Source organism: Chitinibacter bivalviorum, assembly GCF_013403565.1.
In the GTDB taxonomy this organism is placed as follows: Bacteria; Pseudomonadota; Gammaproteobacteria; order Burkholderiales; family Chitinibacteraceae; genus Chitinibacter; species Chitinibacter bivalviorum.
Window position 1 is genome coordinate 2721469 of record NZ_CP058627.1, and the last position, 23730, is coordinate 2745198.

The following is a 23730-nucleotide window of genomic DNA, read 5'->3' on the forward strand; positions in this document are numbered from 1 at the left end:
TCAAAATCGATTCATACATTACAAGCACCGAGCACGACTCGGGATTCAGGGGTTTTCATGCAAACAGCACATCCACGTGGCCTGTATCTATTATTTGCCACTGAAATGTGGGAGCGTTTTTCCTACTATGGCAACCGCGCCCTACTTGCACTCTTCATGCTCTCCGCGCTGTCGTTCGACAAACAATTTACTGCCGCACTCTATGGTCAATACACCGGCTTGGTTTTTCTGACCCCCTTGATTGGCGGCTATATCGCCGATCGCTTCTGGGGTAATCGTCGCTCCATCTTGGTCGGTGGTGCACTGATGGCGGCAGGGCAATATTCGCTGTTTGCATCGGGCAGCTTTTATACCCAGCTTGAGATTGCGATTCCGCTGTTTTATCTGGGCTTGGGGCTGATTATTTTGGGCAATGGCCTATTTAAACCGAATATCTCGACCATGGTTGGCCAGCTGTATAGCGCGCAAGATAAGCGCAAAGATGCGGCCTATACGATCTTTTATATGGGTATTAATCTCGGCTCATTCTTTGCGCCGCTGATTTGCGGCACTTTGGGTGATACGGGTAATCCCGCCGATTTTCGCTGGGGCTTTTTTGCCGCTGGCACGGGCATGCTGATGAGTTTGATCGTGTTTGTGCTATTCCAGCGCAAATATCTGATTGACCCGCAAGGCAATCAAATCGGGATGGCGCCAGAAAAACGCACCAAGGCGCAAACACAACGCCGCAATGCCGAGCTAACCCGCGTCGATTACGACCGGATGCTGGTGATTGGCGTGATTTCATTCTTCGTGATTTTCTTCTGGGCCGCCTTCGAACAAGCCGGTGTGTCATTGACGTTCTTTGCCAATGAAAGTCTGGATCGCACGATATTTGGCTGGACAGTACCAACTTCTTGGTTCCAATCGCTGAACCCAGTTTTCGTGCTGATTTTTGCCCCAATCATGGCGCAATTTTGGGTCGGCTTAGCCAAGAAAGATCGCGAACCGGCTTCACCGACCAAAATGGCCTATGGTCTTTTATTGCTCTCTGCGGGCTTTCTAGTGATTGCCTTGGGCGTGAAGCAAGTCGCGCCAGGGGTGAAATTATCGATGATGTGGCTGGTGGCAATGTACTGGCTGCACTCGATGGGCGAGCTGTGCTTGTCGCCGATTGGCTTGTCGATGGTAAACAAACTCGCGCCGGCTAAATTTGCCTCTTTGCTGATGGGAGTGTGGTTCTTGGCCACAGCGGCAGCCAACTGGTTTGCTGGCATCTTGGCGGGCTTTTACCCTGAAGCGGGCAAACCCATGCCGAACTTTTTAGGCTGGGAAATCGCATCGCTCAATGATTTCTTTATGCTCTTTGTCGTGATGTCATTTGCCGCTGGCGCGATTTTGCTGCTGACGACGGGCTTTTTGCAAAAACGCATGCATGGCGTAAATTAAGCATCTGCGCGGAGCTCAAGTGCCGCGATCAATACCCACTGTCAATCTAGCGCGCTGTTTCATCGGGTGAAATAGCGCGTTTTTTTCGCATCAAATAATGCCCAGCAGCAACGACCACCATCAATACCGCGCAGAACTCAACTCAATATTGAGCACGAGCAATTAGGGGGCATCGCGACGACCCGCAATGCTTCATTGAGCCGAACCAAAGCCTAATACATTCAGAACCCCATGATTTCAAGGCATAATTTGGCATGATCGATACTCACTAATTCATATCACCCATGACATCGAGTCAGGATAATCGCAGCATCACAATTTGTCTGGCCGTTTCTCTGCGCTAAATAACGTTCTACTTCGTATTGATTCGACAGACGCATTTAAAAGGTTATGTCGAAATTTATCCCTCTTCTCGCAATCGCTTGCTCCTGCTTATTGGCGTCATTTGCATCATCATCGACTAAGCACGCCACTGATACACTCCTTAGCGCCTCCGAAGTGCTCAAAGTCATTCAGGCTCAAGCTGAGCCACCTCCACAAGCTACCGCCACACAAGAAGTCGTCCCACCCTTTAGCGCCAAAGACCGCGAAACACTCATCCTCAATGCTTTTAATGAAGCGCGTGGGGAAGGCAAAAAGGGGATTAAAGCCGTGTTGGGTGTCACGATGAGTCGAGTCGAATCGGCCTGTTACCCCGATACCGTCACAGAGGTCGTCTATCAGCGCAAACAATTTTCATGGACCTCACAACGAGGCACCGCGCGCACCTTGGCCAGCGCAGCCCGTATTGATTCCAGTACCTTACGCAAAATCCAGACCATCGTTGACGATTACATCGCCGAGGGCGCCAAGCCGAATAGATCCTTGCTCTATCACGCCAACTATGTCAAACCGAGCTGGGCCAAGTCACGCCAAGTAAAGAAAGTAAAAACCATAGGCAAACATCATTTTTATGACCTTAAAAACTGTTAAGCCTTTGGTATTGGCCACGCTGGGGCTGCTATTGGCTTTGCCCGTTGCAGCCGACTGCAAATCACTCAAAATCGCTCCGATACGCCTCTCTAATGGCGCAATACTGGCTCATACCCGCGGGGACATTTTTCATGCCAAGGGCTTAGATGCCGATACCTACAACGTACATCTGAACAATCGGAAATATGTCTTGATGCGGATAAATTTTGAACATTTCCAATGCTTTGGCTAAATGGTTTAGATGGCCGACTTAGGCTAATTTGATCTATTTCTAAAACAAATTGATCTAATATGGAATATACAAGCCCACTATACTGGCCTCCTTAATTCACGTTTGCGATAGCCAGTATGAAAATCCGCCACCCCGACCTTAACGAAAGTCCGGAAAACTTAGAGCACCAAGCCATTGGCCTGCCCCCACTGGATACCGCGATAGGCAGCGAGCGCAAATTCTGGCAGCGCAAACGCTATCTAGGCTTGGCCTTGCTGATTTTAGTCACCTCAATCGGCTTTGCTTTGCAGCACCTCGAAATGCCTGCACATCAAAGCATTTTGGCCGGCGCAGAGCGCGTTCTGTACTCACCCGCCTTCTGGGCCGCCGTCGCGGTCGGCTTTGCCGCCCAAGCCATCGATGGCGCACTCGGCATGGCCTACGGCATTAGCTCGAATACCTTTTTGATTGGCGTGGGCGCTAGCCCCGCTGCAGCCTCCGCTGCGGTGCATGTCGCCGAAGTATTCACCACGGGTTTTTCCGGCCTGTCGCATCTGAAATTTGGCAATGTCGATAAAGCCTTATTCAAACGCTTGGTGATCCCCGGCGTCATTGGCGGCGTCACCGGTGCATTTTTGCTGACCAATATTGATGGCAAGGTGATCAAGCCGTATATCGCAGCGTATTTGCTGATAATGGGGCTGTATATTTTGCGTAAAGCTTGGCTGGCCACGCACCCAAAACCCCACTCGAATCAAATCAAACACGTGGGCAAACTAGCGCTGTTGGGTGGCTTTGTTGATGCGGTCGGTGGCGGCGGCTGGGGCCCCGTGGTGACGTCGACCTTGGTAGGTCGCGGCAATGATCCACGCAAAACCATAGGCTCGGTGAATGCCGCTGAATTTTTTATCGCGTTTTCAACTGCAGGCGCATTTTTGCTGTGGGCTGAAATGGAGCACTGGGTTTTGGTGGCCGGCTTAATTGTCGGCGGCCTATTTGCTGCGCCATTTGCCGCGTGGCTGTGCCATAAGCTGAATGCGCGCACCCTACTGTGGTTCGTTGGCGGCCTGATTTCGCTGCTCAGTATCTACAACCTTTATAAATCGCTGGTTTGATGCTTCATCAAGCCAAAGAAGAAGGCGCAGGCTGTTGAGCTTGCGCCTTTTTTTCATCTAAGCACACCGGACATAGGCAATCACTGCCATCGCTCGGCAGCGGTAAAAACGCGGGCGTATTCATACACCAGCATTGGCCATCGCGACCACCGCTGCCACAAACAAAAGCCGCACCGCATTGCTGGCAGGTTTTAGGCTGGCTCTGCATTTGGCTGCTATTGCTCCTCTTTGCTCAATAAATAATCAATGACCTGATGCAAACCGGCGGTGAGCTGGCGAATCGAGCCTTCAAAATCCCACTCATCATCGCCAATCTTGACCTGATTAGAGATCGAGCGCACTTCCAGAAAACGCTGTTGCTCCGCCAAGCAAACCTGAAAGAAAGCTGCGCCTTCCATGTTTTCAATATCAACACCCTGAGTCGATGCAAAAGGCGCCATCGCGGCATTGAGCGAATTGCTATGTGCAATCGGCAGCGGCATATCGCTGTTGATATATGGGCAATGCAATTGCGAATGCACAGTAAAATCCATCGCCAGATCAAGATCGGCCAAATGGGTAAAGCCCTTGGGCGTAAAAAAGCCCAGATCCGCCTCCCGCTCGGAAGCCACCAACACCGTATCGCCTACCACATAGCTTGATCCAGGGTATACCCCTGCAATACCAGCCATAATAAGCCAATCAGCCCGATACCCATCAATTAGCTTGCTTGTCTGATACGCTGTGGCAGTCAAACCGACGCCACAAAACTCCACCGCAACCTGCGGATGCGAAAAAAACTGCGCTTCAGTGCGCGTCGGAAAAACGACAACGATCTTCATATTCACTCTCGATGATTTTGCCACTATTGTAATTGGCAGTAGCGCGATCTGACGCAAGATTGATCTAGCTCGACAACCTAGGCGTATACTTTGGGTAAGCTTATTTTCATATCCATTAAAACCGCAATAATGATATGGGCATTGGAGCAAAAGCAACATCTGGGTCTTTAAGTTGCCAAAATCCTAGTGATGCGCGGTGTATCACCTAAAATACCAACATAAATATATAAAAATTAACTGAGTGCAAGGTAGTCAATGGTTAGGCAAGAAGCTCTCAACGAATTTTTCGAACAATTTGGTTTGGCCTATTCGGCATTGGATGTCGACAATGTCACATCCATGTTTGTCATGCCGTTTACCACCAATGTTCAAGGCGACATTACAAATTGGACCGAGTTTGATCCGCTCTACCAAACGACGCAAATCCTCTTTGACTGGTACTACCGGCAAGGTTTTCGCAGTGCGCGCTATACCGTGGTCGAGCAACTACTGCTGGGCAGCGAGCATGCCGTCGTGCAATTGCGCTGGAAAGTCGCTCGCGAGGATTCTCACTACTGGATTCATGACACATCGTATCAATTACGTTGGGTCAATGATGAGTGGAAAATTTGCGGCCTGATGCAAATTACCGACCCAAGTAAAGCGGAAATGATCATGCCCGATGAGCGCAGCGAGGCTTGGTCGCCGCTGGCCATGGCCGAAGCGGCATTGGCCGATGAAATACCCCGCCCCGTAGAAAAATAATCCGCGCCTTACACCCAAACGCCGCCTTGCAGCACTGCGATGCCCTACGCCTAGCAGCTGACGCTCCCCAAGGTGGCGCCAAAGTCTTACAATACGCAGCTTGTTGAATAAACACCAACCATGGATTAGGCTCTGTTGACGCTTGGTTTGCGATCGCACTGGAGCGATTTTTGCGACGAATCAAGGCGTTGACTGCAATGCATAGCCATCCTATGTGAGCAGGCAACAACGCGGAGTCGTCGTAAAACGCGCCCAGCCCGAAGGGTTTGGCTGCTTTTGACCTGACCCTGCGTTGCAAAAACCTTGCATAGAATGCTATGCGTCGGTTTTCACGCCTAGTTTCAGGTCAAAATCAGCACAAACGCGATTCACAAACCAAACGTCAACAGAGCCTAACCATGCTGCGTATCACCGAACTCAAACTGCCGCTCGATCACACCGAGGCAGAGCTCAAAACCGCCATTGCTAAATACCTCGGCATTGCCGAAGCCGATATCGCATCACATCTCGTCTACAAGCGCAGTTTTGACGCACGCAAAAGTCAGATGCAATTGGCCTATATCATCGATTTGGACGTCGGTAGCCTAGAGAAAAAACTGCTCGCCAAATTCAAAGACGACAGCCATGTGCTCCCCACGCCGGATACCAGCTACCATTTTGTCGGCCAAGCACCAGCGCAACTGAGCCACCGTCCAATTGTGGTCGGTTTTGGCCCCTGCGGGATTTTCGCCGCGCTGATTTTGGCGCAAATGGGCTTCAAACCGATTGTGTTAGAGCGCGGTAAAAAAGTGCGCGAACGCACGCAAGACACGTGGGGTCTGTGGCGCAAAAATACGCTCAATCCAGAGTCGAATGTGCAATTTGGCGAAGGCGGCGCAGGCACTTTTTCGGATGGCAAACTGTATAGCCAGATTAAAGACCCGCGCCATTTGGGCCGCAAAGTGCTCACCGAGTTTGTGAAGGCCGGTGCACCCGAAGAAATTCTCTATATCGCCAAGCCACACATTGGCACGTTCAAGCTCGTCGGCATGGTCGAGAAAATGCGTGCCGAGATCGAATCACTCGGCGGCGAAATCCGCTTTCAGCAGCGCGTGGATGATTTGATTCTGGAAGATACACCTGACGGTAACAAACAAATTCGTGGAGTGCGTGTGACCGAGCTCGGCGTTGAAGGCCATCCGAGCAGCGAAATCCTTAGCGAACACGTGGTGATTGCACTGGGCCACAGCGCGCGCGATAGCTTTGCGATGATGCATGAGCGCGGCGTTTTTATGGAAGCCAAACCCTTTTCGGTCGGTTTCCGTATTGAGCACCCACAATCACTGATCGACAAAGCCCGCTGGGGCAAATACGCCGGCCACCCGATTTTGGGCGCGGCGGATTACAAACTCGTCCATCACGCCGCCAATGGCCGCGCGGTGTATAGCTTCTGTATGTGCCCAGGCGGTACGGTCGTTGCCGCAACGAGCGAGGAAGGCCGCGTCGTGACCAACGGAATGAGCCAATATTCGCGCAACGAGCGCAACGCCAACTCGGGCATGGTGGTCAGCATCAACCCCAGCGACTACCCTGGCGGCGCAATGGCAGGGATCGAATTTCAGCGCGCACTGGAAAGCCACGCCTATGTCTTGGGCGGCGGCAATTACAATGCGCCGGCGCAGCTCGTTGGGGATTTCTTGGCCGGTCGTGCATCCAAAGACGTCGGCACCGTTGAGCCTTCGTACAAACCGGGCGTCAATTGGACCGATCTAGCCAGTGCTTTGCCGGAGTATGCAATTAGCGCGATGCGCGAAGCCTTGCCTGAATTTGGCAAGAAAATCCGTGGTTACGATATGCACGATGCGGTTTTGACGGGCGTTGAAACGCGCACTTCATCCCCACTGCGCATTACGCGGGGCGACGATTGCCAATCGCTGAATGTTCGCGGCTTGTATCCCGCCGGTGAAGGAGCAGGTTATGCGGGCGGAATTTTGTCGGCCGGCGTCGATGGGATCAAGGTCGCGGAAGCGCTCGCACAGGACTTACTCAGCTAGGGGTATATTGCGCAAAGCAATTACGACCAAGGCGTTTAGCGCGATACATCGCCTCATCTGCATGTCGCATTAGCGTTACGCTATCTAGACCATCATCCGGATAAAATGCCAGCCCCATACTGACTGAAATGGTGATCACCACGCCATTCAAGGTACAGGGCTGCGCTACCGCGGTGAGAATCTTGGCGGCGATTTGCGCCGCCTCCTCGCAAGGCGCCAAACCGCCCAATAGCATCACAAACTCATCCCCACCGAGGCGACTTACCGTGTCACTGCTGCGGATTGTCGCCGAAAGTCGATGTGACACTTCGACCAAGAGTTGATCTCCCAGCTCATGGCCATAATCATCGTTGATCGTTTTGAAATGATCCAGGTCGAGAAATATCACGCAGAAATTTTCATGATTCCGATTGCCTTGCTGGCACGCCTGCTCCAATCGATCGGAAAATAACATGCGATTGGGCAATTGCGTCAGCGCATCGTGATAAGCCTGATGCTGTGCTTTAACCTTATCGCTGATATCAAGCTGGACCACCAGCAAACGCGTGGGGCTACCGCTCTCGTTTCTTTCCAAGGCCGCCGTCATCAGCACTTCGACGACCCCGCCCGATTTACTGTTAATTTGCTGAGGGATATTGTGACAAACCCCTTCGCGCAGCAAAATAGGCCACACTTCTTGCTGCAATTGGCGCGCCGATTCGCTGCTCAAAAAATGGCTAGCTTCCTGGCCAATGACTTCGGCGTAATGAAAACCCGTGGTCCGCAACCACACTTCATTCACGCTCACGATATGCCCCGATGGATCACACGACGACAACATAGCAGGGGTATGCTGATAGAGCGAGCGATAGCGGCGCTCACTGTGCTCTAGCGCCGCAACGGCAGAGCTACTCATATCCATTGCAGTCGCGAGCATCAAGGGTGGAAGCAAGGTCGCCAAGATAGGCAGATAAAATAGCGTATAGCCCCAGGTATAAATCGTCGGCGGCGGCAATAACAATCCCAAGCTGATTTGCACACAAATCGCCATGGAAACCAACATATTGACCAACACTACGCCGGGAACACCGCCAGAATAGGCAATCCAAAACAAGGGCAAACTCATATAAATAAACGGAAAAGGCAGCGCCATCGGCGCTAAGATAGCCACAGCGACCGCCAGCAATAGCAAGGCAAAAAGTCGTTTCTGCAGCAAAATCCCCAGCAAACTGCGCCAGCCATACAAGCATATCCAATAGGCCAGGGGCAAAATCGTCGCCCCGCCAATGGCGCTCCCTTCGATCCAATGCAACAGCACCAGCCACAGTGACGCCACCGTCACTTGAGTACTCAACAAAACAACCGCCAGTAGCGAGCCTGCCAACACCGGCAGCAGCACACCCAGCCAAAATAGGCGCAATATGCCAGAAAGGCTAAAGAAGTAGCCCGCCTCACCCTGGCTGCGGCGCAGCAAAAATCCGCCAAGCAACATTTCCAGCAAATTGCTCAATAAATAGATCAGCGACAACGACAACGGCGTGCCAGTGAATAAATTGGCCCCCAAATTGGCGACGGCCAGTGCCAGTACGGGCAGCAACCAGCGCTGATAAGCTAGCCGCGATAAAGCCACGATACCGATTGCATTGGCAAACCAAATCACCGCAATGCCATTGCCAAGTCGAAATAAGCAAATCGAGAGTAGAGCCAGCAACAAATAGCCCAGCATCAGTTGCGCGCTAACACGCAGCAAAGGCCAGTCATGGAAATAGGCGCGCAGCAGCCCAGATTTAGCGGCGATCATGTTGCCCCCGCTGCCGATGACGCCCGACGATGACAATCAATGCACTTAAAAGCAGTAATCCCACCGCAATACCGATCAAAATTAAATAATGCGGCCGACTCGCTTCGATTTTCTGTGCATCCAGCCAATGCGACAAAATGGCTTCACGCCGCACCAGCGGTAGACTGCGCAATGCGCGATCCAAGCGCTCTCCAATTTCAGGCTTATCTTTGGCAAAGGCAAAGCTCAGCTGATATTGAAAACCCACATTCTGATCGACCCGCCAATCCAGATTCCGCTGCGCACGAGTAATAAAGATGACGCTGGCCAAATCGGCCACAATCGCCTTGACCTGTCCTTGCTCGAGTAATTTTAATGCGACCGCATCATCGCTCACCGCCAGCCACTGCACTCGTGGATGGCGATCGCGGACAAATTGCTCTACGGCATAACCTTTGCCCACGGCAACCGGCAACTCGGCCAATTGCTCTAGCGTTCGTTGCGGGTCACTTTGGCGGCTAACCAATACGGCAGGAATCGCTACATAAGGCTGGGTAAAGCCTAGATAGATAGCTCGCTCGGGAGTTGGGCGGAGTGACGAAATCAAATCCACTTGTCCCGCCTGAGCGCGAGTCAAGATCGTGGCCAAAGGCGCGGCAGCTTGCGTCTCAAGCTCGATGTGCGCCATTGGTGCTAATTCATGCAAAATATCGATCGATAAGCCCTGCAACTGCCCTTGTGGGTCTTGATAAATAAAAGGCCCATAGTCTTTTTCAGGGGCAAAACGAACCCGCAGCATGGGCTCTTCAGCCCACACCGAGCAAATAATAAAAAGGCCAGCCCAGCAAGCCAGTAAGGCCTGCGCGCAGCCAGAAAAATTCAATGGTCTCATTTGCCCACTATAGGCAGACACTTTGCTTTTTTCACTGTCAAATCACTGGCTTACACGCTGTCACCTACATCATTACAGCTCAACTTTTCCGCTACTGCTCCGCAATTACAGCCATCATTTGCATCATCTAAACGCAGCAATATCAAGCTGTGCATTGAGGCTATGGGGTATGCCGCTCAAAAACTCACCACCCAATGCATAGTGAACAATACATGAGCAGGTATCTCGTTGCGCTTAGCTGGATCAGAACATGAAACGAGTTCTTTTCTCTGCCTAATCACTGGTCAACGCAGGTAGCGGGTAAATCGCAGCGCGGACAGCCCCTAACGCTGGGGTATATCTATAAAAGCCATTCCAAACAATATCTAGCATCAAATACAACGGCGGGTATATCCCGCCGTTTTGTATGCAACGCCCAAAGAGGCATTGCCGAAGGGGAATTTTAGACAACAAAAAAGCCGCTCAACGTTTTATCGTTTGGCGGCTTGATTGAGTGGCAGGGGAAGAAGGATTCGAACCTTCGCATGTCGGAATCAAAATCCGATGCCTTAACCAACTTGGCGACTCCCCTACTTAGGCTGCGCATTGTATACGACAATTTTGAGTTTGCAAAGCCTTTTTTCAATTATTTTCAGATTAGTGTCGCCGACGCCTTCTCATCAGGCAGGCGCGGCGGGCTAAGGCACTCAGCGAAATCAACGTTTAACGAGTTGTTGGTTTTCTAGCCGCACCTTATCGCCGACTTTATAACCATGGGCGGCGTTATCATAGGTAATAGTCTGCTTCGCGCCATCATCAAGTTTGACCGTCACTTCGTAGAATTTCTTCTCATTCATTTTGCCCTCAACTTTATTGCCCGCATAAGCGCCGCCCAGCGCGCCCGCAACGATCGCAACCGTGCGGCCAGTGCCCTTGCCCACGAGACTACCTAAGCCCGCGCCCACCGCCGCGCCGCCGACTTTGCCGATCCAAGAGCCTTCCCCAGGTTTATCGACTTCGACAATCTGCGTCACGACACCACAATGATTGCAGGCCTCAGGTTTACTCGATTTGCCCGGTACATCCATCGCCACTTTGAGCGACGCTTTTTTACGATTAGTCGCCTCGGTTTTACATGCACTCTGCGTCGCCTTATCCAGTTGAGTACACACCGACAGCATCAATTGATAATCTGCTTCGATTTGTTTCTTCTGGCTGGCTAAATCGCCTTGATAGACGGGCAAGGGCTCGTTTGAATTGTGTTGGCTCCAAAGCTTTTGATAAGCACTTTGCCGCTGCACTTGCGCTTCTTTTTTACAGCCGGCCTGCTCATTTTTGGCAAACTCCATACACACTGCTAAATCGCTTTTATAGCTGGACTCAATTTGGGTCTTCTGCGCCTGCAGATCCGAGCCCAACACAGTGCAAGACCACAGCACCGCCGAGATAGCCAAAGCAAATTTGAGTATTTTCATCTTGCACCTCTGCACTGAAATATGGAAAAGATCATTTAGCATAGACAAGCAAAATGACAGGCCGCAGTTTTTGCCACTCAAATGGATCGCTCAACGGACAACGCCCGCAGTACAGTCGCATTCACCCCAAAAAAAAACCACCCGGCCTGCTGGCGGGGTGGTTTTACTGGCTGAGTGTTGCGAATTAGGCGGCGGCTTGATAGCGCGTTGGGTCATCGACCCCAGCGGCAGCAAAACCGGCCGCGCGCAGACGACAAGCATCGCAAACGCCGCAGGCTTCACCGGCTTCATTCGCTTGATAGCAAGTCGTGGTGAGGCTGTAATCCACACCCAGCTTGATACCTTCGGCGATGATTTGTGCCTTGGTCAGGCGAATCAGCGGCGTATGGATATGCAAGGACGAGCCTTCAACGCCGACCTTGGTTGCCAGTCGCGCCATCGCTTGGAACGCCGAAATATATTCTGGGCGGCAATCGGGATAGCCGGAATAATCAACGGCATTCACACCGATATAAATATCATCGGCTTTCAGCACTTCCGACCATGCCAGCGCGTACGACAGCAGCACCGTGTTGCGAGCGGGCACGTAGGTCACAGGGATTTCATCATCCATCGCGCCATTCACGGGGACAGCGATATTGGCATCGGTCAGCGCCGAGCCACCAAAGCCGGCCAAATCGATTTTGATCACGCGATGCTCGACCGCACCCAAGCTGGCGGCCACGCGCTTGGCTGCTTCCAGCTCGGCATTGTGCCGCTGGCCGTAATCAAACGACAGTGCATAGCAATCAAAACTCGCCGCCTTGGCCATCGCCAAGCACGTGGCCGAATCCAAACCGCCCGATAATAAAATCACTGCTTTTTTATTCATTCCAAACTCCAAGGGGTATATCTACAAAATCAATATTTAAATTGGTCTAGCTTGCTATACCCCGGGTTTTTCGCCCCAAAGGATTTTATGCAATTGCACCTGAACGCGCACGTCGAGCTTATCGGCGATCACCCATTCGGCCAGATCGACTGGCTTGAGGCTTTCCCACACGGGCGAGAAGATCACTGGCGCTTTTTGGTGCAATTGCTTTTCGCGCACCAAATCGCGCGCCCATTCGTAATCGCTACGATCAACCAGCACAAATTTGATTTCGTCGCGCTCGTTCACCGCGTCGACATTAGCCCACAGCATGTTTTTCAGCTCGCCCGATTTGGGCGTTTTGATATCCAAAATGCGGGAAACGCGCGGGTCAACCGCGTCAATCGGCTGGCCGCCACCCGTTTCGGTGCTGACACTATAGCCCTCGTCGCACAGACGCTTGAATAGAATATGCACCGGTTTCTGCGCCAACGGTTCGCCGCCGGTAACACAGACGGTCTTACAGCCGTAACTGGCGATCTGCGCCATGATGTCGTCGATAGCGACGGTTTTGCCGCCAGTAAAGGCATAGGCGCTGTCGCAATAGGTGCAGCGCATCGGGCAACCGGTGAGGCGGACAAACACCGTTGGTAAGCCCATTCGGCTGGTTTCGCCTTGCAGCGAGTGGAATATTTCGGTGATACGCAACGATTCGCGCATTGATGCATCCTTTCCGGAAAACAGTCCGGTGGAAAATAAAAAAAGGCATCGCCAACAAACAGTTGCGACGCCGTGCCGCATTTTATACCTGTAAAGCAAAGAGATACAGTCAGAATTACCCACCACACGCTCAGTGGCCACCCAGCTTGCCGCTCGCCGTTGGCCTCGCACCATGCCATGCGACCCAGCCGAAACGTCACTTTTACACTTGTATGCCAGCGTAATTGAGCATCTAATTGATCCTCGATTTCATTTTGTGCACACCCGCACAGCAATCAAGGGTATTCACCCCAAATACCCGCGTTGATTTGTCCACAAAGACATACCCATGAATACATCAAAATCAATCAGCGCGACAACGCCTCACAATCGCTTTGCCGGCTGGATATTACTGCTCGCCGCGCTCACAGCATTGGGGCCTTTATCGATTGATATGTATTTGCCCGGCGTTCCCGCGATCGCCAGTAGCCTGCACGCGGATGACGGGACGGTACAGCTCACTTTAGCCAGCTACTTTATTGGCTTGGCAGTAGGGCAGATTTTATACGGCCCGCTATCGGATCACTTTGGCCGCAAACCTCCCTTATTGATCGGCTTGGGCGTGTATTTACTTGCGTCGATTGGCTGCGCCTTGGCGAGCAGCATCGAGGCGCTGATCGCGCTGCGCTTTGTGCAAGCACTGGGCGGCTGCGCGGGGATGGTGATTGCGCGCGCCGTGGTGCGCGATCGTTGCGAGCCGCGTATGGCGGCGCAAGTTTTCTCATCGCTGGTCTTGGTGATGGGCATAGCGCCGATTTTGGCACCGCTCTTGGGCAGTTGGGTCGTCAGCGTCTTGAGCTGGCGTGCCATCTTTGCGCTGCTGGCTCTGGTGGCGTTGATCAGTCTGATTGCGATGCATTATTTGCTGCCCGAATCGCGCCCGGCCAAAGTTGGCGAGCGTTTTCATATTGGCGACACGCTGCGCGCCTATCGCGAATTAATGCGTGATCGACGCTTTATGGGCTACGCCATCAGCGGCGGGCTAGCTGTGGCCGGTTTGTTTGCCTATATCACGGGCTCGCCGATTGTGATGATGAAAGTCTATGGCCTCACGCCGACACAATACAGCCTGACCTTTGGCAGCATCGCCGCGTGTTATATCGTCGCAAGCCAATTTAATGCCCGATTTTTGAAAACCAATTCGATCGATCAATTACTCAATCGCGCCGTAACCGTGCTGGCCATCGCCAGCAGTATCTTGCTACTGGCCAGCCTGTGGACACACCCGCCATTCTGGCTCTTGGTCGGCTGCATTTATCTGTATCTGATCGCATTGGGATTTACCGCATCCAACGCCACCGCTGGCGCACTGGCGCATCACGGTGAACAGGCTGGGCTAGCATCAGCGCTGATGGGCACCATGCAATTTAGCATCGCCACCATCGCAGGTGTAATGATGGGCTTTTGGCACGACGGTAGCAGCCTGCCCTTGGCAACAACATTAGCATTTTGCGGCGTGGGTGCTTTTCTGGCTTATCGTTTTATTGCGATCAAGTTGGATGGGGGTATCTAATCAAGAAGCATTATTCAATTTACATTCAGACCGATACGTACCATATGTATATGGTGTAGTAGCTCGAATTGGCATAGCGGAATCGGAAAAAGGTTCATAAACAATCCACGCCGTGATTCATAAACTAACCGAAAATAAAAAAGATCGCCGTAGCGATCTTTTTTGTGGGTCACCCTGTATCGATTAATTTGGCGCAGCGAGCGCCTTTTTGGCTTTCGCCGAAGCTTCCGATTGCGGGTATTTCTCGATAATCGTAATCAGATAATTGCGCGAGGCTTTTTTATCGCCCGTTGCTGCGGCTACGGAGGCCAAGCCCAGCAATGAATCAGGCGCTTTCGGATCTTCTGGCGCATTGGCAACGACATTATTGAATGCCACATTGGCCGATTTGTAGTCTTTGCTAAAGGCGTAGTTCATGCCCATCCAATATTGGGCGGCGGCCATTTTGTCGCTTTTTGGATAGTCCGCGGCAAAGCGCGTCCAAGCTGCATTGGCTTCTTTGAATTTCTTGCTTTGCACCAGCGCCACAGCGGCATCAAAGCTCTCTTGTTCGCTGAGTTTGGCTTCGGCCTTTGCTTCCATCTTGGCTTGCTCGATGGTGCGCAGACGCGCATCCAGATCAACATACAGATCTTTCTGGCGTTTAACGGCTTCATCCAGATTAAATTGCATTACTTCATTGGCGCCGCGCAATTTGGCGATTTCTTCTTTTTGCGCATCAAGCTGGCGCACCAAATCCAGAACTCGCTTATTGCTAGCCTCTAGTTGCTCTAGGCGCTGTTGATTTTGCTGCTGCAAGTTTTGCACGCTGGCGGCAAGATCGGCGACTTGCTTGCGGGCGACATCGTCGTCAAATAGGCCAGCACTTGCTTGGGTGGCCATCCCTGCCAATACCATGGCCATTAACGTTAGTTTCAATCGTTTCATCTTTATATCTCACGGTATATATGCATAACCCCCGCCATGGCGGGGGTTGAGGGCAATACGCCCTAGCGGTTTAAGCAAGCGCGTAGGCAGAGTGACGCAGCGAGGCAAGCAACTTATTTGCTTTGTTCGCCGTAGTACACGATATCTGCGCGGCGATTACGTTCCCAAGCTTCGTCCGTATCGCCATTTTCCAATGGACGCTCTTCACCAAAGCTCACTGACTCGATTTGTGCTTCATTCACGCCCAAGGCGAGCAACAGTTTAGCGGTTGCATCGGCACGTTTCTGACCCAAGGCCAGATTATATTCTGCTGTACCGCGGTTGTCGGTATTGCCTTGCAAAATGATCTTGTAATCACGGTGCTGCACCAAGAATTTGGCGTGTGCTTGCAACATTGCGTCGTAATCAGATTTCACGACAAAAGAATCAAAATCGAAATATACGCGGCGTTGCGACAAGATATTGTTCGGGTCGGTCAGGCTAGGGTCGAGTTTTGAACCGCTGGTATTGGTCGTATCCACGGTTTTAATGTCGCTGGTATTGGCTGCAGGCGTCGCAGTCGGTTTGGCTGCATTGGGGTCAACGACTGGCGCAGGCGTGCTGGCACATGCGGCCAAAAGGGCGGTTAGCAATACACTTAAAGCGATCTTTTTCATGACAAAACTCCATTAATAAATAAATTCAAAACTCAAATTGCCGACCAAATTAGCGCAACATCGGGCCCCAAGCTGGCTGGCGCACTTCGCCGCCTTGCGCTTTCAGGCGCTGCTTAACGCGACCATCGGTCGAAACAATCGCCAAAGTACCGCGACGACCTACGTCGGTTTCGTACAGAATCATCTGGCTATTGGGCGAGAACGATGGCGAATCATCGGCATTGGTATCGGTCAGCACCATGCTTTGACGGCTGGCCAAATCCATCACCGCCACGCGATAACCATTGCTGCGCGTGATGTAGGTCATCGAACGGCCGTCGGGCGAAATTTTACCGCTGGCATTAAAGCCCCCCGAATTGGTCAAACGCACCGCATCGCCCCCCGCCAATGACTGGCGATAAATCTGCGGGCTGCCACCGCGATCGGAGGTAAAGATAATGCTGCGACCATCGGCAGTGAAAGAAGGTTCCGTGTTAATTTCACCACTTTGCGTAATTCGACGCGCATTCGTGCCATCGACATTCACCACATAAACCTGGCTACCGAGGTCTTTACTCAATACCACGGCCAGTTGTTTGCCATCGGGTGACCATGCAGGCGCAGAGTTACTGCCTTTGAAATTAGCCGCTTCGATACGTTTACCCGTCGCCAACTCATGCACATACACAATTGGCTTTTCTTTCTCAAACGACACATACGCGAGCTTGCCACCATCGGGCGACCATTTCGGCGACATGATCGGCATCCTAGATGCCAGCACCGTTTGTGCGCCATAACCATCGGCATCGGCCACCTGCAATTGGTAACGACCCGGCGTTTTCAACACATAGGCAATGCGTGACGCAAAGACGCCCGATTTACCGGTGAGCTTGGCATAAATCATATCGGCGATCTGATGCGCCAAACGCCGTGTTTGATTGGCATTACCGCGCTTTTCAAAGGCAATCAGTTCTTGCTTGGTCGCCAAATCAACCAACCAGAAGCGCACAATGACTTGATCTCCTTCGGGAATCACTTGCCCGACCAGCGCGGTTTGCGCGCCAGCGGCTTGCAATGCGCTTTGATTAATCTCATTGGGCGTAAAGGCCTGCAACGACGCATCGCCTGACACGCTGATAATCTTGAATAAGCCGCTATTGCCCAAATCGGAGGCCACCACCGGCGTAATCGCTTGGCTCAGGCCGATCTCGTTTTTAAATGGCGCAATTGCAATGGGGTATTGCTGGCTACCCACGCCCACCACTTCGATCGACATATCCGCTTGCACCGAACCGGCGAGAAGCAGCATTGCGGCAATAAAGCCTCGTAAACATTGTTTCAAGCTGTTCATTTTCATGGTTCCGCATATCCTTCTTTGAGACGGAATTTAATATTCCATGTTCGATATTCACCGCTAAATGTTTGCCCATTTGGCAGCGAAGGGAATCGACCCAGATTTAAAATTGCGCGTTTCATCGCCGCAGCGTACGCAGGATCACCGGTATAGCCCAATTGCTCCAGTTGATCTTCGAGGATACTGCCATCGGGCAAGACCACCACCTTGAATTCAGCGGTAGGATTAGCTGATTTACCCTCTTGGTACACTGCCCGCGATTTGATTAGTTGAATTAATTTTCCCTTGTAGCTTTCCAACCCTGCGGCGTTATTACCTGAACCTTTACCTGGCCCACCATTACCAACCGCTTTTGGATTATTGCCATTACCACCCGGCTTGCCGCCCGCAGCGGCTTTGGCGTCGGATTTATTATTGCTGGCCACGACGTTATCCAATGACAAGGCAGCTTCCAGCTCCGATTGCTTTGGCGGTACTTTGGCTTTCGGTGCCGCAGTCGCTTTACTGACTGGCGCGGCAGTCGGCTTGGATACTGGCGTCGCTTTTGGCGCCGCAGTAGCCTTCGGTGTCGCCGTGGGTAGCGGCGTTGGCTTGGGCGTCACTTTAGGTGTCGCAGTCGGTTTGGCTGTGGGCGCTGGCGTCGTTTTGACTTTTTCAGTCGCGATATCAACCTTCTCGGGCACCACTTCAGGTTTAGGCGGCTCGACCTTCACCGGTTTGTTTTTGACCACGGGCTGAGGTGGCACTTCAGCTGGCGCAGCGGGCGGCGGCCCGCCCCAAAGCTCAACCACCACAGGGGTGGGCTTTTGCGTTTTCCATTGCACCGACAGTAATAAGGCCCCAAACAACACCACGTGCATCAACGCCGCCAGTACAAAAGACAGGCCGCGTTTTTCTTCGTGAGCGGGGTTATGGATGTGATTCATAGGGATTCATTATTTAGGCTGCACCATCAAACCAACGCGGGCGATATTCGCTTGCTGGAGTTGATCCATGGTTTGTACGACCACTTCATATTTCACGTTTTTATCCGCCGAAATAATCACGGGTCGGTCGGTTTGCGTACCCATTTTGGCTTTGATGGCCGCAACCAGTGCTGCCACATTGGCCTGTGGCTCTGCCTTGCTGCCCGGCGCATCAACGAGGCCAAGCGCGCCTTCGGCCGAGATTTCTACCGTCATTGGCTTGGCGGCCACTTCGATATTGGATTTGCCAACGCTGGGCAAATTAATCACCGACGGCGGCATCATGGGCGCGGCCACCATAAAGATCACCAGCAGCACCAACATCACATCGATGTACGGTACGACATTGATCTCGCTTTTGGCGCGACGAGGGCGACGATTACGCATACCGCCGCCTTAACGCACTTGGCGTTGCAAAACGTTAGAAAATTCTTCGATAAAAGTATCAAAGCGGTTTGCCAAACGATCAACGTCGTAGGCAAAACGGTTGTACGCCACCACGGCCGGAATCGCAGCAAACAGACCAATCGCCGTGGCAACCAGCGCCTCGGCAATGTGCGGCGCAACGGTGGCCAGTGTTGCTTGACCAACATTACCCAAGCCTTTGAACGCGTACATAATGCCCCACACCGTACCAAACAGACCGATATACGGGCTCACCGAGCCGACCGAAGCCAGAAAAGCATTGTGTTTATCGAGGTAATCAAGCTCACGCTGGCAAGAAGCGCGCATCGCACGGCGCGTACCTTCCATCACATCCGACAGCTCCATGCCGCCCTTTTGACGCAATTTCAAAAATTCGCCAAAACCCGATTCAAAGATTTTTTCCATGCCGATGCTGTGGCTGCGTTTGACGTGCTCGTACAAACCGGCCAAATCCGAGCCGCTCCAGAAACGGTCTTCAAATTCTTCGGTGCTTTTTTTCGCTTTGGCGATCGTGAAATGCTTGCTGAAAATATGCCACCACGACATAAAAGACAGCGCCATCAAAATCACCATCACCATCTGAACGACGAAACTCGCCTGCAATACGAGGCTTATGATCGACATATCTTGCACGCCAGCGCTGACATCCACGGGTAGTACTCCAAAAATAAAGGCTTGAGGTAGGAAAACCTTAAGCGATAAAAGTTCAGCTAATGTGAAAAGCTGCCAGAACTGGCACTAAAAAAGGCCGCACCAGCAAATAAATAGCTATTGTGCATAAAAAATGCCCCTCTCGGGGCATTTAGCTTTGATTTTGTACGAAATTACCAATCAATCTTCGCTCTTCGGGGCATTGAGTCCAAAGTGCGCATACGCCCCCAAAGTCGCCATCCGCCCACGGGGCGTGCGCTGCATTAAGCCTTGCTGAATCAAGTAGGGCTCGACGACCTCTTCAATTGTATCGGTCGATTCGCCAATCGCTGCCCCGACGTTATCCAAGCCAACAGGGCCGCCGCCGAATTTCTCCAAAATCGCCAGCAGCAGCTTTCTATCCATCACATCGAGCCCCGCATGATCAACATCGAGCATTTGTAACGCGGCATCAGCGACTTCACGCGTTACAACACCATCGTGCTTCACCTCGGCAAAATCGCGCACACGGCGCAGCAGGCGGTTGGCAATCCGCGGCGTTCCGCGCGAGCGGCGGGCGATTTCAAACGCGCCGTCGTCGGCCATTTCGACATTCAGCAAATTCGCCGAGCGGCTCACAATGCGCGTCAATTCTTCCGGCGTATAAAACTCCAGCCGCGCCACAATCCCAAACCGATCGCGCAGCGGATTGGTCAACATCCCTGCCCGAGTGGTCGCGCCGACCAAGGTGAATGGTGGTAGATCCAATTTGACTGAACGCGCCGCAGGGCCTTCACCGATCATGATGTCGAGCTGAAAGTCTTCCAGCGCCGGGTACAAAATTTCTTCAACCACCGGCGAAAGGCGATGAATTTCGTCGATAAATAGCACATCGTGCGGCTCAAGATTGGTTAGCAATGCCGCCAGATCACCGGCACGCTCCAAAACCGGCCCCGAGGTTTGGCGTAAATTCACCCCCAATTCGCGCGCGATAATGTGCGCCAGCGTCGTTTTCCCCAGCCCCGGCGGGCCAAATAGCAGCACATGATCGAGTGCCTCGCCGCGTTTTTTCGCCGCCTCGATAAAAATCTCCAACTGGCCCCGAGCCTTCATTTGGCCGACGTATTCGTCGAGCAATTTGGGGCGCAGCGCGCGCTCGAGCTGCTCTTCATTATTCGAGAGCTTTTGCGCTGTAATCAGACGATCAGGCGGCGGAGCAGAAAATAGCGAGTCGGTTTCGATCATAACTAAACTTTAAAAATTGAGTGCCTCAATCCAGCATTAAAAATAGCCCGACTTAAAATAGGGCTTCCCTGCTAGGCAATCTTTTACGGCAAGCAAATAAGAATCGGACCAAGCAGTCCAACGATCAATCAATTTCTTTCCTTTTTGATTGTCCTTGGCCTGCCAGTCCCCCGTCATGCCATATTGAGCAGGCAAAATTGCCACCTGCACCTGAACAAAACCATCGTGCCCATATTTTTTATATGCCGCATTCAATAATTCTGATTTGTCGCTGGTTTCACTGGTAAACACAGACGTACATTCAGGGAAATCATAAGAATCGTTATCTTGATTTGAAATCGCATTTTTAGGCACACAATCAACGCGCCATCGACTGCCAGTCATGTATCTCTCAGACGCATTCACGACAAATACCAGCGTCTTTTTGTTGGGTTGCTGACTTACAAACAAGATCTGCCGAGAATTGGCATCTTTCTTCTCATCAGCACCTTTACCCCGATTCACATTACCATCCTGCACATTGAGAACACGCCATGTTCCGCTTGGGAATGGAATGATGCGCCCATAAAGATCAAGCTCGCCCTCAACCACCTGCCCTTTTTCCAAACTTTGTCCATTCACAGGCTCAGCCCAAACCGAGCAAGAACCCAGCAGAAAAATCCAAAACAGTACTAGCTTCATGGCGTTGCGAACCCAAAAAATTGAGATAAGGCAGAAGTATCGCTGGTAACTGACATGGGCTACCAATGGTAAGAAGCAGCTCGTTGCAAATTAGCGCCATCAACCTTTGGCCAATGATTTCAGCGCCATCCGAATCCCATCGCTCACCGATGCATCCGCTGGCAGCGCTTTCATCGCCATATTCGCTTCGCGCTCGTTATAACCCAAGGCCAGCAAGGCATTCAGAATATCACTGCGATCGTCCGGCGTGGTGGCCAGCGGCAATTCGCCCGGCATCGATACCAAGCCGCCGGTGGCCAGCTTGCCGCGTAATTCGAGCACGAGGCGCTCGGCGGTTTTCTTGCCAATACCCGGCACGGCCGACAAGCGCTTGATGTCTTCAGATGCCACGGCCAGCGCCAACTCGTCGGCGGTCATCCCCGACAAGACGGCCAGTGCGATTTTCGCACCGATGCCGGAGACTTTGATTAGGGTGCGAAAGCTATTGCGCTCTTCACGCGTGGCAAAGCCGTATAAAAGCTGCGCATCTTCGCGCACAACAAGATGGGTAAAGAGGGTTGTCGCTTCGCCAAGGTGGGGCAACACATAGAAAGTGCTCATCGGCACATCAACTTCATAACCGACGCCACCGACGTCGAGCAGAATTTGCGGCGGTTGTTTTTCGAGAAGCTTGCCAGTAAGACGACCGATCATGATTTTGCTTTGCACAAGGCATCAAGGTGAACGAACGTACAGTATAGCGGCTTTAGGCAGTGAAAATCAAAATGGGGTGACATCACGACACAATTCTGCCGAACATAGACCTGATGCAAAATATACCCAGCAAGGTATAAACACCAAATCAGGAAAAATTAACATTCACAGAGCAATACCCTAGGCCATTCGTCCGCGTTTCATCGACATGCGATATGCTGCAAGCTGTTTGGCCGCACCGCCCTGATGCTGGGCGTGGGTGAGCGCGACACCAAGGGCATCGGCCGCATCGGCTTGCGGCACGCCCGACAGGCGCAAATGGCGTTGCACCATCAGCCCGACCTGCTCTTTATCGGCGTGGCCATTACCCACGACGGCTTGCTTGACTTGCAATGCGGTGTAGTCGGCCACCGGCAAACCCGCCAACACCAAGGCCGCCACCGCAGCGCCACGCGCTTGACCGAGCATCAGCGTTGCGGCGGGGTTGACGTTGACGAACACCTGCTCCACCGCCGCTTCATTGGGTTGATAAGTGGCGATGATTTTGGCGATACCATCGAGAATAATTTTGATTCGCTCAGGCAGCGGCCCGCCCTGGGTTTTGATACAGCCTGAAGCGACATAAACGCGATTCTGGCCAACAACGTCGATCACGCCAAAGCCAGTGGTGCGCGAGCCGGGGTCGATACCAAGGATGCGCATTAATCCGACGTCAGCGTTTGACGCTCGAACGTCCACGTCCGAGTAATCACCAACACAGTCGCTGGTTTGCCCGTGGAATCCAGCAAATCATTGGGCAATTTAGAAAACGGCGCGGACATTTTTAGAATGCGCAATGCCGCCGCATCCAACTGCGGGTTGCCCGATGTTTTATCGATGGTTGAGCTCAGCATCGTGCCATCGGCACCGATTTCGACGGTCACGCGCAATTGGCCGTAAATTTTATTGCCCGTGGCATCGACTGGATACGCCATGGTGCCGACTTTCTCGATGCGTTGGCGCCAGCCATCCATATACATCGCCACGCTAGTTTGCTTGGCGCGGGCACCGACAAAGGCTTTGCGCGGCTTGGATTGGTATTCGTGATTTTGCTTGGCAATTTGCGCAGCGAGGCCTGCGATTTCCTGCTCGCGCCGCGCCTGCTCTTTGAGCTCTTCCAGATCCAGCGTTTTAGCTTCGGGCTTGTCGGGCACATTTTTTGCGTCAGACGGCAGCTTGGTTGATGATTTAAGTTGCGTCATCATCTGCGCGCTTTGGTCTTCGAGTTTTTTGAGCTTGGCTTCGACTTGCTCCAGCTCTGGCTCGGTTTTTTTCGATTTGGAAGGCAGTGGCGATTTCACGCGATGATCAGGTGCGTCGGTATTACCGCCGCCATCGAGATCGGCTTGTGCTTCGACTTCGGCGTTTTTAGGTTTGGTCGTGGTCTTCTGATTCACCAGCACTACATCAATCGGCTGCTGCGATAAGAGCTGGCGCGGATTGGGCAAGACTAATTTAATACCAAAAATAGGAAAGGCGTGTGCAATCAGCGAAAGCACCATCGCTGTCATCATAAAACGTTGCCGCCGATCCATCTTCGCTATCCCAAACTATTTTTCTCAATCGCGCGAGTGTAGCACAGCC

25 protein-coding genes and 1 tRNA gene are annotated in these 23730 nt (G+C 52.3%); 7 read left to right on the forward strand and 19 right to left on the reverse strand.

The window, feature by feature from the left end:
- The first annotated feature begins 57 nt into the window (after nt 1-57).
- From HQ393_RS12925 to HQ393_RS12940, 4 genes are all read left to right on the forward strand, one after another.
- Nucleotides 58-1428 carry a peptide MFS transporter gene (locus tag HQ393_RS12925; protein WP_179355571.1) on the forward strand — a complete coding sequence of 457 codons (1371 nt, stop codon included), beginning with the start codon at nt 58-60 and terminating at the stop codon, nt 1426-1428.
- 390 nt (nt 1429-1818) lie between these two features.
- Nucleotides 1819-2400: a cell wall hydrolase gene (locus HQ393_RS12930; protein ID WP_179355572.1), complete on the forward strand. Its 582-nt coding sequence runs from the start codon at nt 1819-1821 to the stop codon at nt 2398-2400.
- Nucleotides 2381-2632, forward strand: coding sequence for a hypothetical protein (locus HQ393_RS12935; protein WP_179355573.1), 252 nt, complete (start codon nt 2381-2383; stop codon nt 2630-2632). Before HQ393_RS12930 ends, HQ393_RS12935 begins: the two co-directional genes overlap by 20 nt.
- A gap of 116 nt (nt 2633-2748) precedes the next feature.
- Nucleotides 2749-3726, forward strand: a complete 978-nt coding sequence (locus HQ393_RS12940) for a sulfite exporter TauE/SafE family protein (RefSeq protein ID WP_179355574.1) — start codon at nt 2749-2751, stop codon at nt 3724-3726.
- Nucleotides 3727-3733: 7 nt separating this feature from the next.
- Here the strand turns inward: HQ393_RS12940 and HQ393_RS12945 are convergent, their stop codons facing one another.
- Nucleotides 3734-3934: a cysteine-rich CWC family protein gene (locus HQ393_RS12945; RefSeq protein WP_179355575.1), complete on the reverse strand. Its 201-nt coding sequence runs from the start codon at nt 3932-3934 to the stop codon at nt 3734-3736.
- Between the two features lie 7 nt (nt 3935-3941).
- A complete protein-coding gene (locus tag HQ393_RS12950) occupies nt 3942-4547 on the reverse strand; it encodes a phosphorylase family protein (RefSeq protein ID WP_179355576.1) in 606 nt (201 codons plus the stop codon).
- Nucleotides 4548-4802: 255 nt separating this feature from the next.
- On the opposite strand from HQ393_RS12950, the gene HQ393_RS12955 reads away from it, so the two are divergent.
- Nucleotides 4803-5291 (forward strand): DUF6841 family protein, encoded by a 489-nt coding sequence (locus tag HQ393_RS12955; protein WP_179355577.1) that lies wholly within the window; start codon nt 4803-4805, stop codon nt 5289-5291.
- A gap of 398 nt (nt 5292-5689) precedes the next feature.
- On the forward strand, nt 5690-7324 hold the full coding sequence (locus tag HQ393_RS12960) for an NAD(P)/FAD-dependent oxidoreductase (RefSeq protein WP_179355578.1): 1635 nt from the start codon (nt 5690-5692) through the stop codon (nt 7322-7324).
- Here HQ393_RS12960 and HQ393_RS12965 read toward each other — a convergent pair.
- The 6 genes from HQ393_RS12965 to queE form a co-directional block, all read right to left on the reverse strand.
- Nucleotides 7317-9104, reverse strand: a complete 1788-nt coding sequence (locus HQ393_RS12965) for a sensor domain-containing diguanylate cyclase (RefSeq protein ID WP_179355579.1) — start codon at nt 9102-9104, stop codon at nt 7317-7319. The genes HQ393_RS12960 and HQ393_RS12965 overlap by 8 nt on opposite strands.
- On the reverse strand, nt 9091-9975 hold the full coding sequence (locus HQ393_RS12970; protein WP_179355580.1) for a transporter substrate-binding domain-containing protein: 885 nt from the start codon (nt 9973-9975) through the stop codon (nt 9091-9093). Before HQ393_RS12970 ends, HQ393_RS12965 begins: the two co-directional genes overlap by 14 nt.
- A 494-nt stretch (nt 9976-10469) precedes the next feature.
- Nucleotides 10470-10546, reverse strand: a tRNA-Gln gene (locus tag HQ393_RS12975).
- Between the two features lie 124 nt (nt 10547-10670).
- Entirely contained in the window at nt 10671-11429 is a 759-nt protein-coding gene (locus tag HQ393_RS12980) for a glycine zipper 2TM domain-containing protein (protein ID WP_179355581.1), read from the reverse strand.
- A 184-nt stretch (nt 11430-11613) separates the two neighbouring features.
- Nucleotides 11614-12300, reverse strand: coding sequence for a 7-cyano-7-deazaguanine synthase QueC (gene queC / locus HQ393_RS12985; protein ID WP_179355582.1), 687 nt, complete (start codon nt 12298-12300; stop codon nt 11614-11616).
- 54 nt (nt 12301-12354) lie between these two features.
- A complete protein-coding gene (queE, locus tag HQ393_RS12990) occupies nt 12355-12999 on the reverse strand; it encodes a 7-carboxy-7-deazaguanine synthase QueE (RefSeq protein WP_179355583.1) in 645 nt (214 codons plus the stop codon).
- A 328-nt stretch (nt 13000-13327) separates the two neighbouring features.
- Between queE and HQ393_RS12995 the strand changes: the two genes are divergently transcribed.
- Nucleotides 13328-14551, forward strand: coding sequence for a Bcr/CflA family multidrug efflux MFS transporter (locus tag HQ393_RS12995; RefSeq protein WP_179355584.1), 1224 nt, complete (start codon nt 13328-13330; stop codon nt 14549-14551).
- 183 nt (nt 14552-14734) lie between these two features.
- Here the strand turns inward: HQ393_RS12995 and ybgF are convergent, their stop codons facing one another.
- From ybgF to HQ393_RS13050, 11 genes are all read right to left on the reverse strand, one after another.
- On the reverse strand, nt 14735-15478 hold the full coding sequence (gene ybgF / locus HQ393_RS13000; protein ID WP_179355585.1) for a tol-pal system protein YbgF: 744 nt from the start codon (nt 15476-15478) through the stop codon (nt 14735-14737).
- Between the two features lie 113 nt (nt 15479-15591).
- Nucleotides 15592-16134 (reverse strand): peptidoglycan-associated lipoprotein Pal, encoded by a 543-nt coding sequence (gene pal / locus HQ393_RS13005; protein WP_179355586.1) that lies wholly within the window; start codon nt 16132-16134, stop codon nt 15592-15594.
- Between the two features lie 49 nt (nt 16135-16183).
- Complete coding sequence (tolB, locus tag HQ393_RS13010; RefSeq protein WP_246307891.1) at nt 16184-17470, reverse strand: Tol-Pal system beta propeller repeat protein TolB; 1287 nt, start codon at nt 17468-17470, stop codon at nt 16184-16186.
- The gene (locus HQ393_RS13015; RefSeq protein ID WP_179355587.1) at nt 17467-18393 is read right to left on the reverse strand and encodes a TonB C-terminal domain-containing protein; all 927 of its coding nucleotides are present in this window, start codon (nt 18391-18393) and stop codon (nt 17467-17469) included. The genes tolB and HQ393_RS13015 overlap by 4 nt, the downstream gene beginning before the upstream one ends.
- A 9-nt stretch (nt 18394-18402) precedes the next feature.
- A complete protein-coding gene (gene tolR, locus HQ393_RS13020; RefSeq protein WP_179355588.1) occupies nt 18403-18819 on the reverse strand; it encodes a protein TolR in 417 nt (138 codons plus the stop codon).
- Between the two features lie 9 nt (nt 18820-18828).
- Nucleotides 18829-19509 carry a protein TolQ gene (gene tolQ, locus HQ393_RS13025; RefSeq protein ID WP_438833112.1) on the reverse strand — a complete coding sequence of 227 codons (681 nt, stop codon included), beginning with the start codon at nt 19507-19509 and terminating at the stop codon, nt 18829-18831.
- Nucleotides 19510-19689: 180 nt separating this feature from the next.
- Nucleotides 19690-20733, reverse strand: a complete 1044-nt coding sequence (gene ruvB, locus HQ393_RS13030; protein WP_179355589.1) for a Holliday junction branch migration DNA helicase RuvB — start codon at nt 20731-20733, stop codon at nt 19690-19692.
- A gap of 36 nt (nt 20734-20769) precedes the next feature.
- Entirely contained in the window at nt 20770-21414 is a 645-nt protein-coding gene (locus tag HQ393_RS13035; RefSeq protein ID WP_179355590.1) for a hypothetical protein, read from the reverse strand.
- A 99-nt stretch (nt 21415-21513) separates the two neighbouring features.
- Nucleotides 21514-22107 carry a Holliday junction branch migration protein RuvA gene (gene ruvA / locus HQ393_RS13040; protein ID WP_179355591.1) on the reverse strand — a complete coding sequence of 198 codons (594 nt, stop codon included), beginning with the start codon at nt 22105-22107 and terminating at the stop codon, nt 21514-21516.
- A gap of 180 nt (nt 22108-22287) precedes the next feature.
- Nucleotides 22288-22809: a crossover junction endodeoxyribonuclease RuvC gene (ruvC, locus tag HQ393_RS13045; RefSeq protein WP_179355592.1), complete on the reverse strand. Its 522-nt coding sequence runs from the start codon at nt 22807-22809 to the stop codon at nt 22288-22290.
- Nucleotides 22809-23681 carry a cell envelope integrity TolA family protein gene (locus tag HQ393_RS13050; RefSeq protein ID WP_179355593.1) on the reverse strand — a complete coding sequence of 291 codons (873 nt, stop codon included), beginning with the start codon at nt 23679-23681 and terminating at the stop codon, nt 22809-22811. Before HQ393_RS13050 ends, ruvC begins: the two co-directional genes overlap by 1 nt.
- Between the last annotated feature and the right edge of the window lie 49 nt (nt 23682-23730).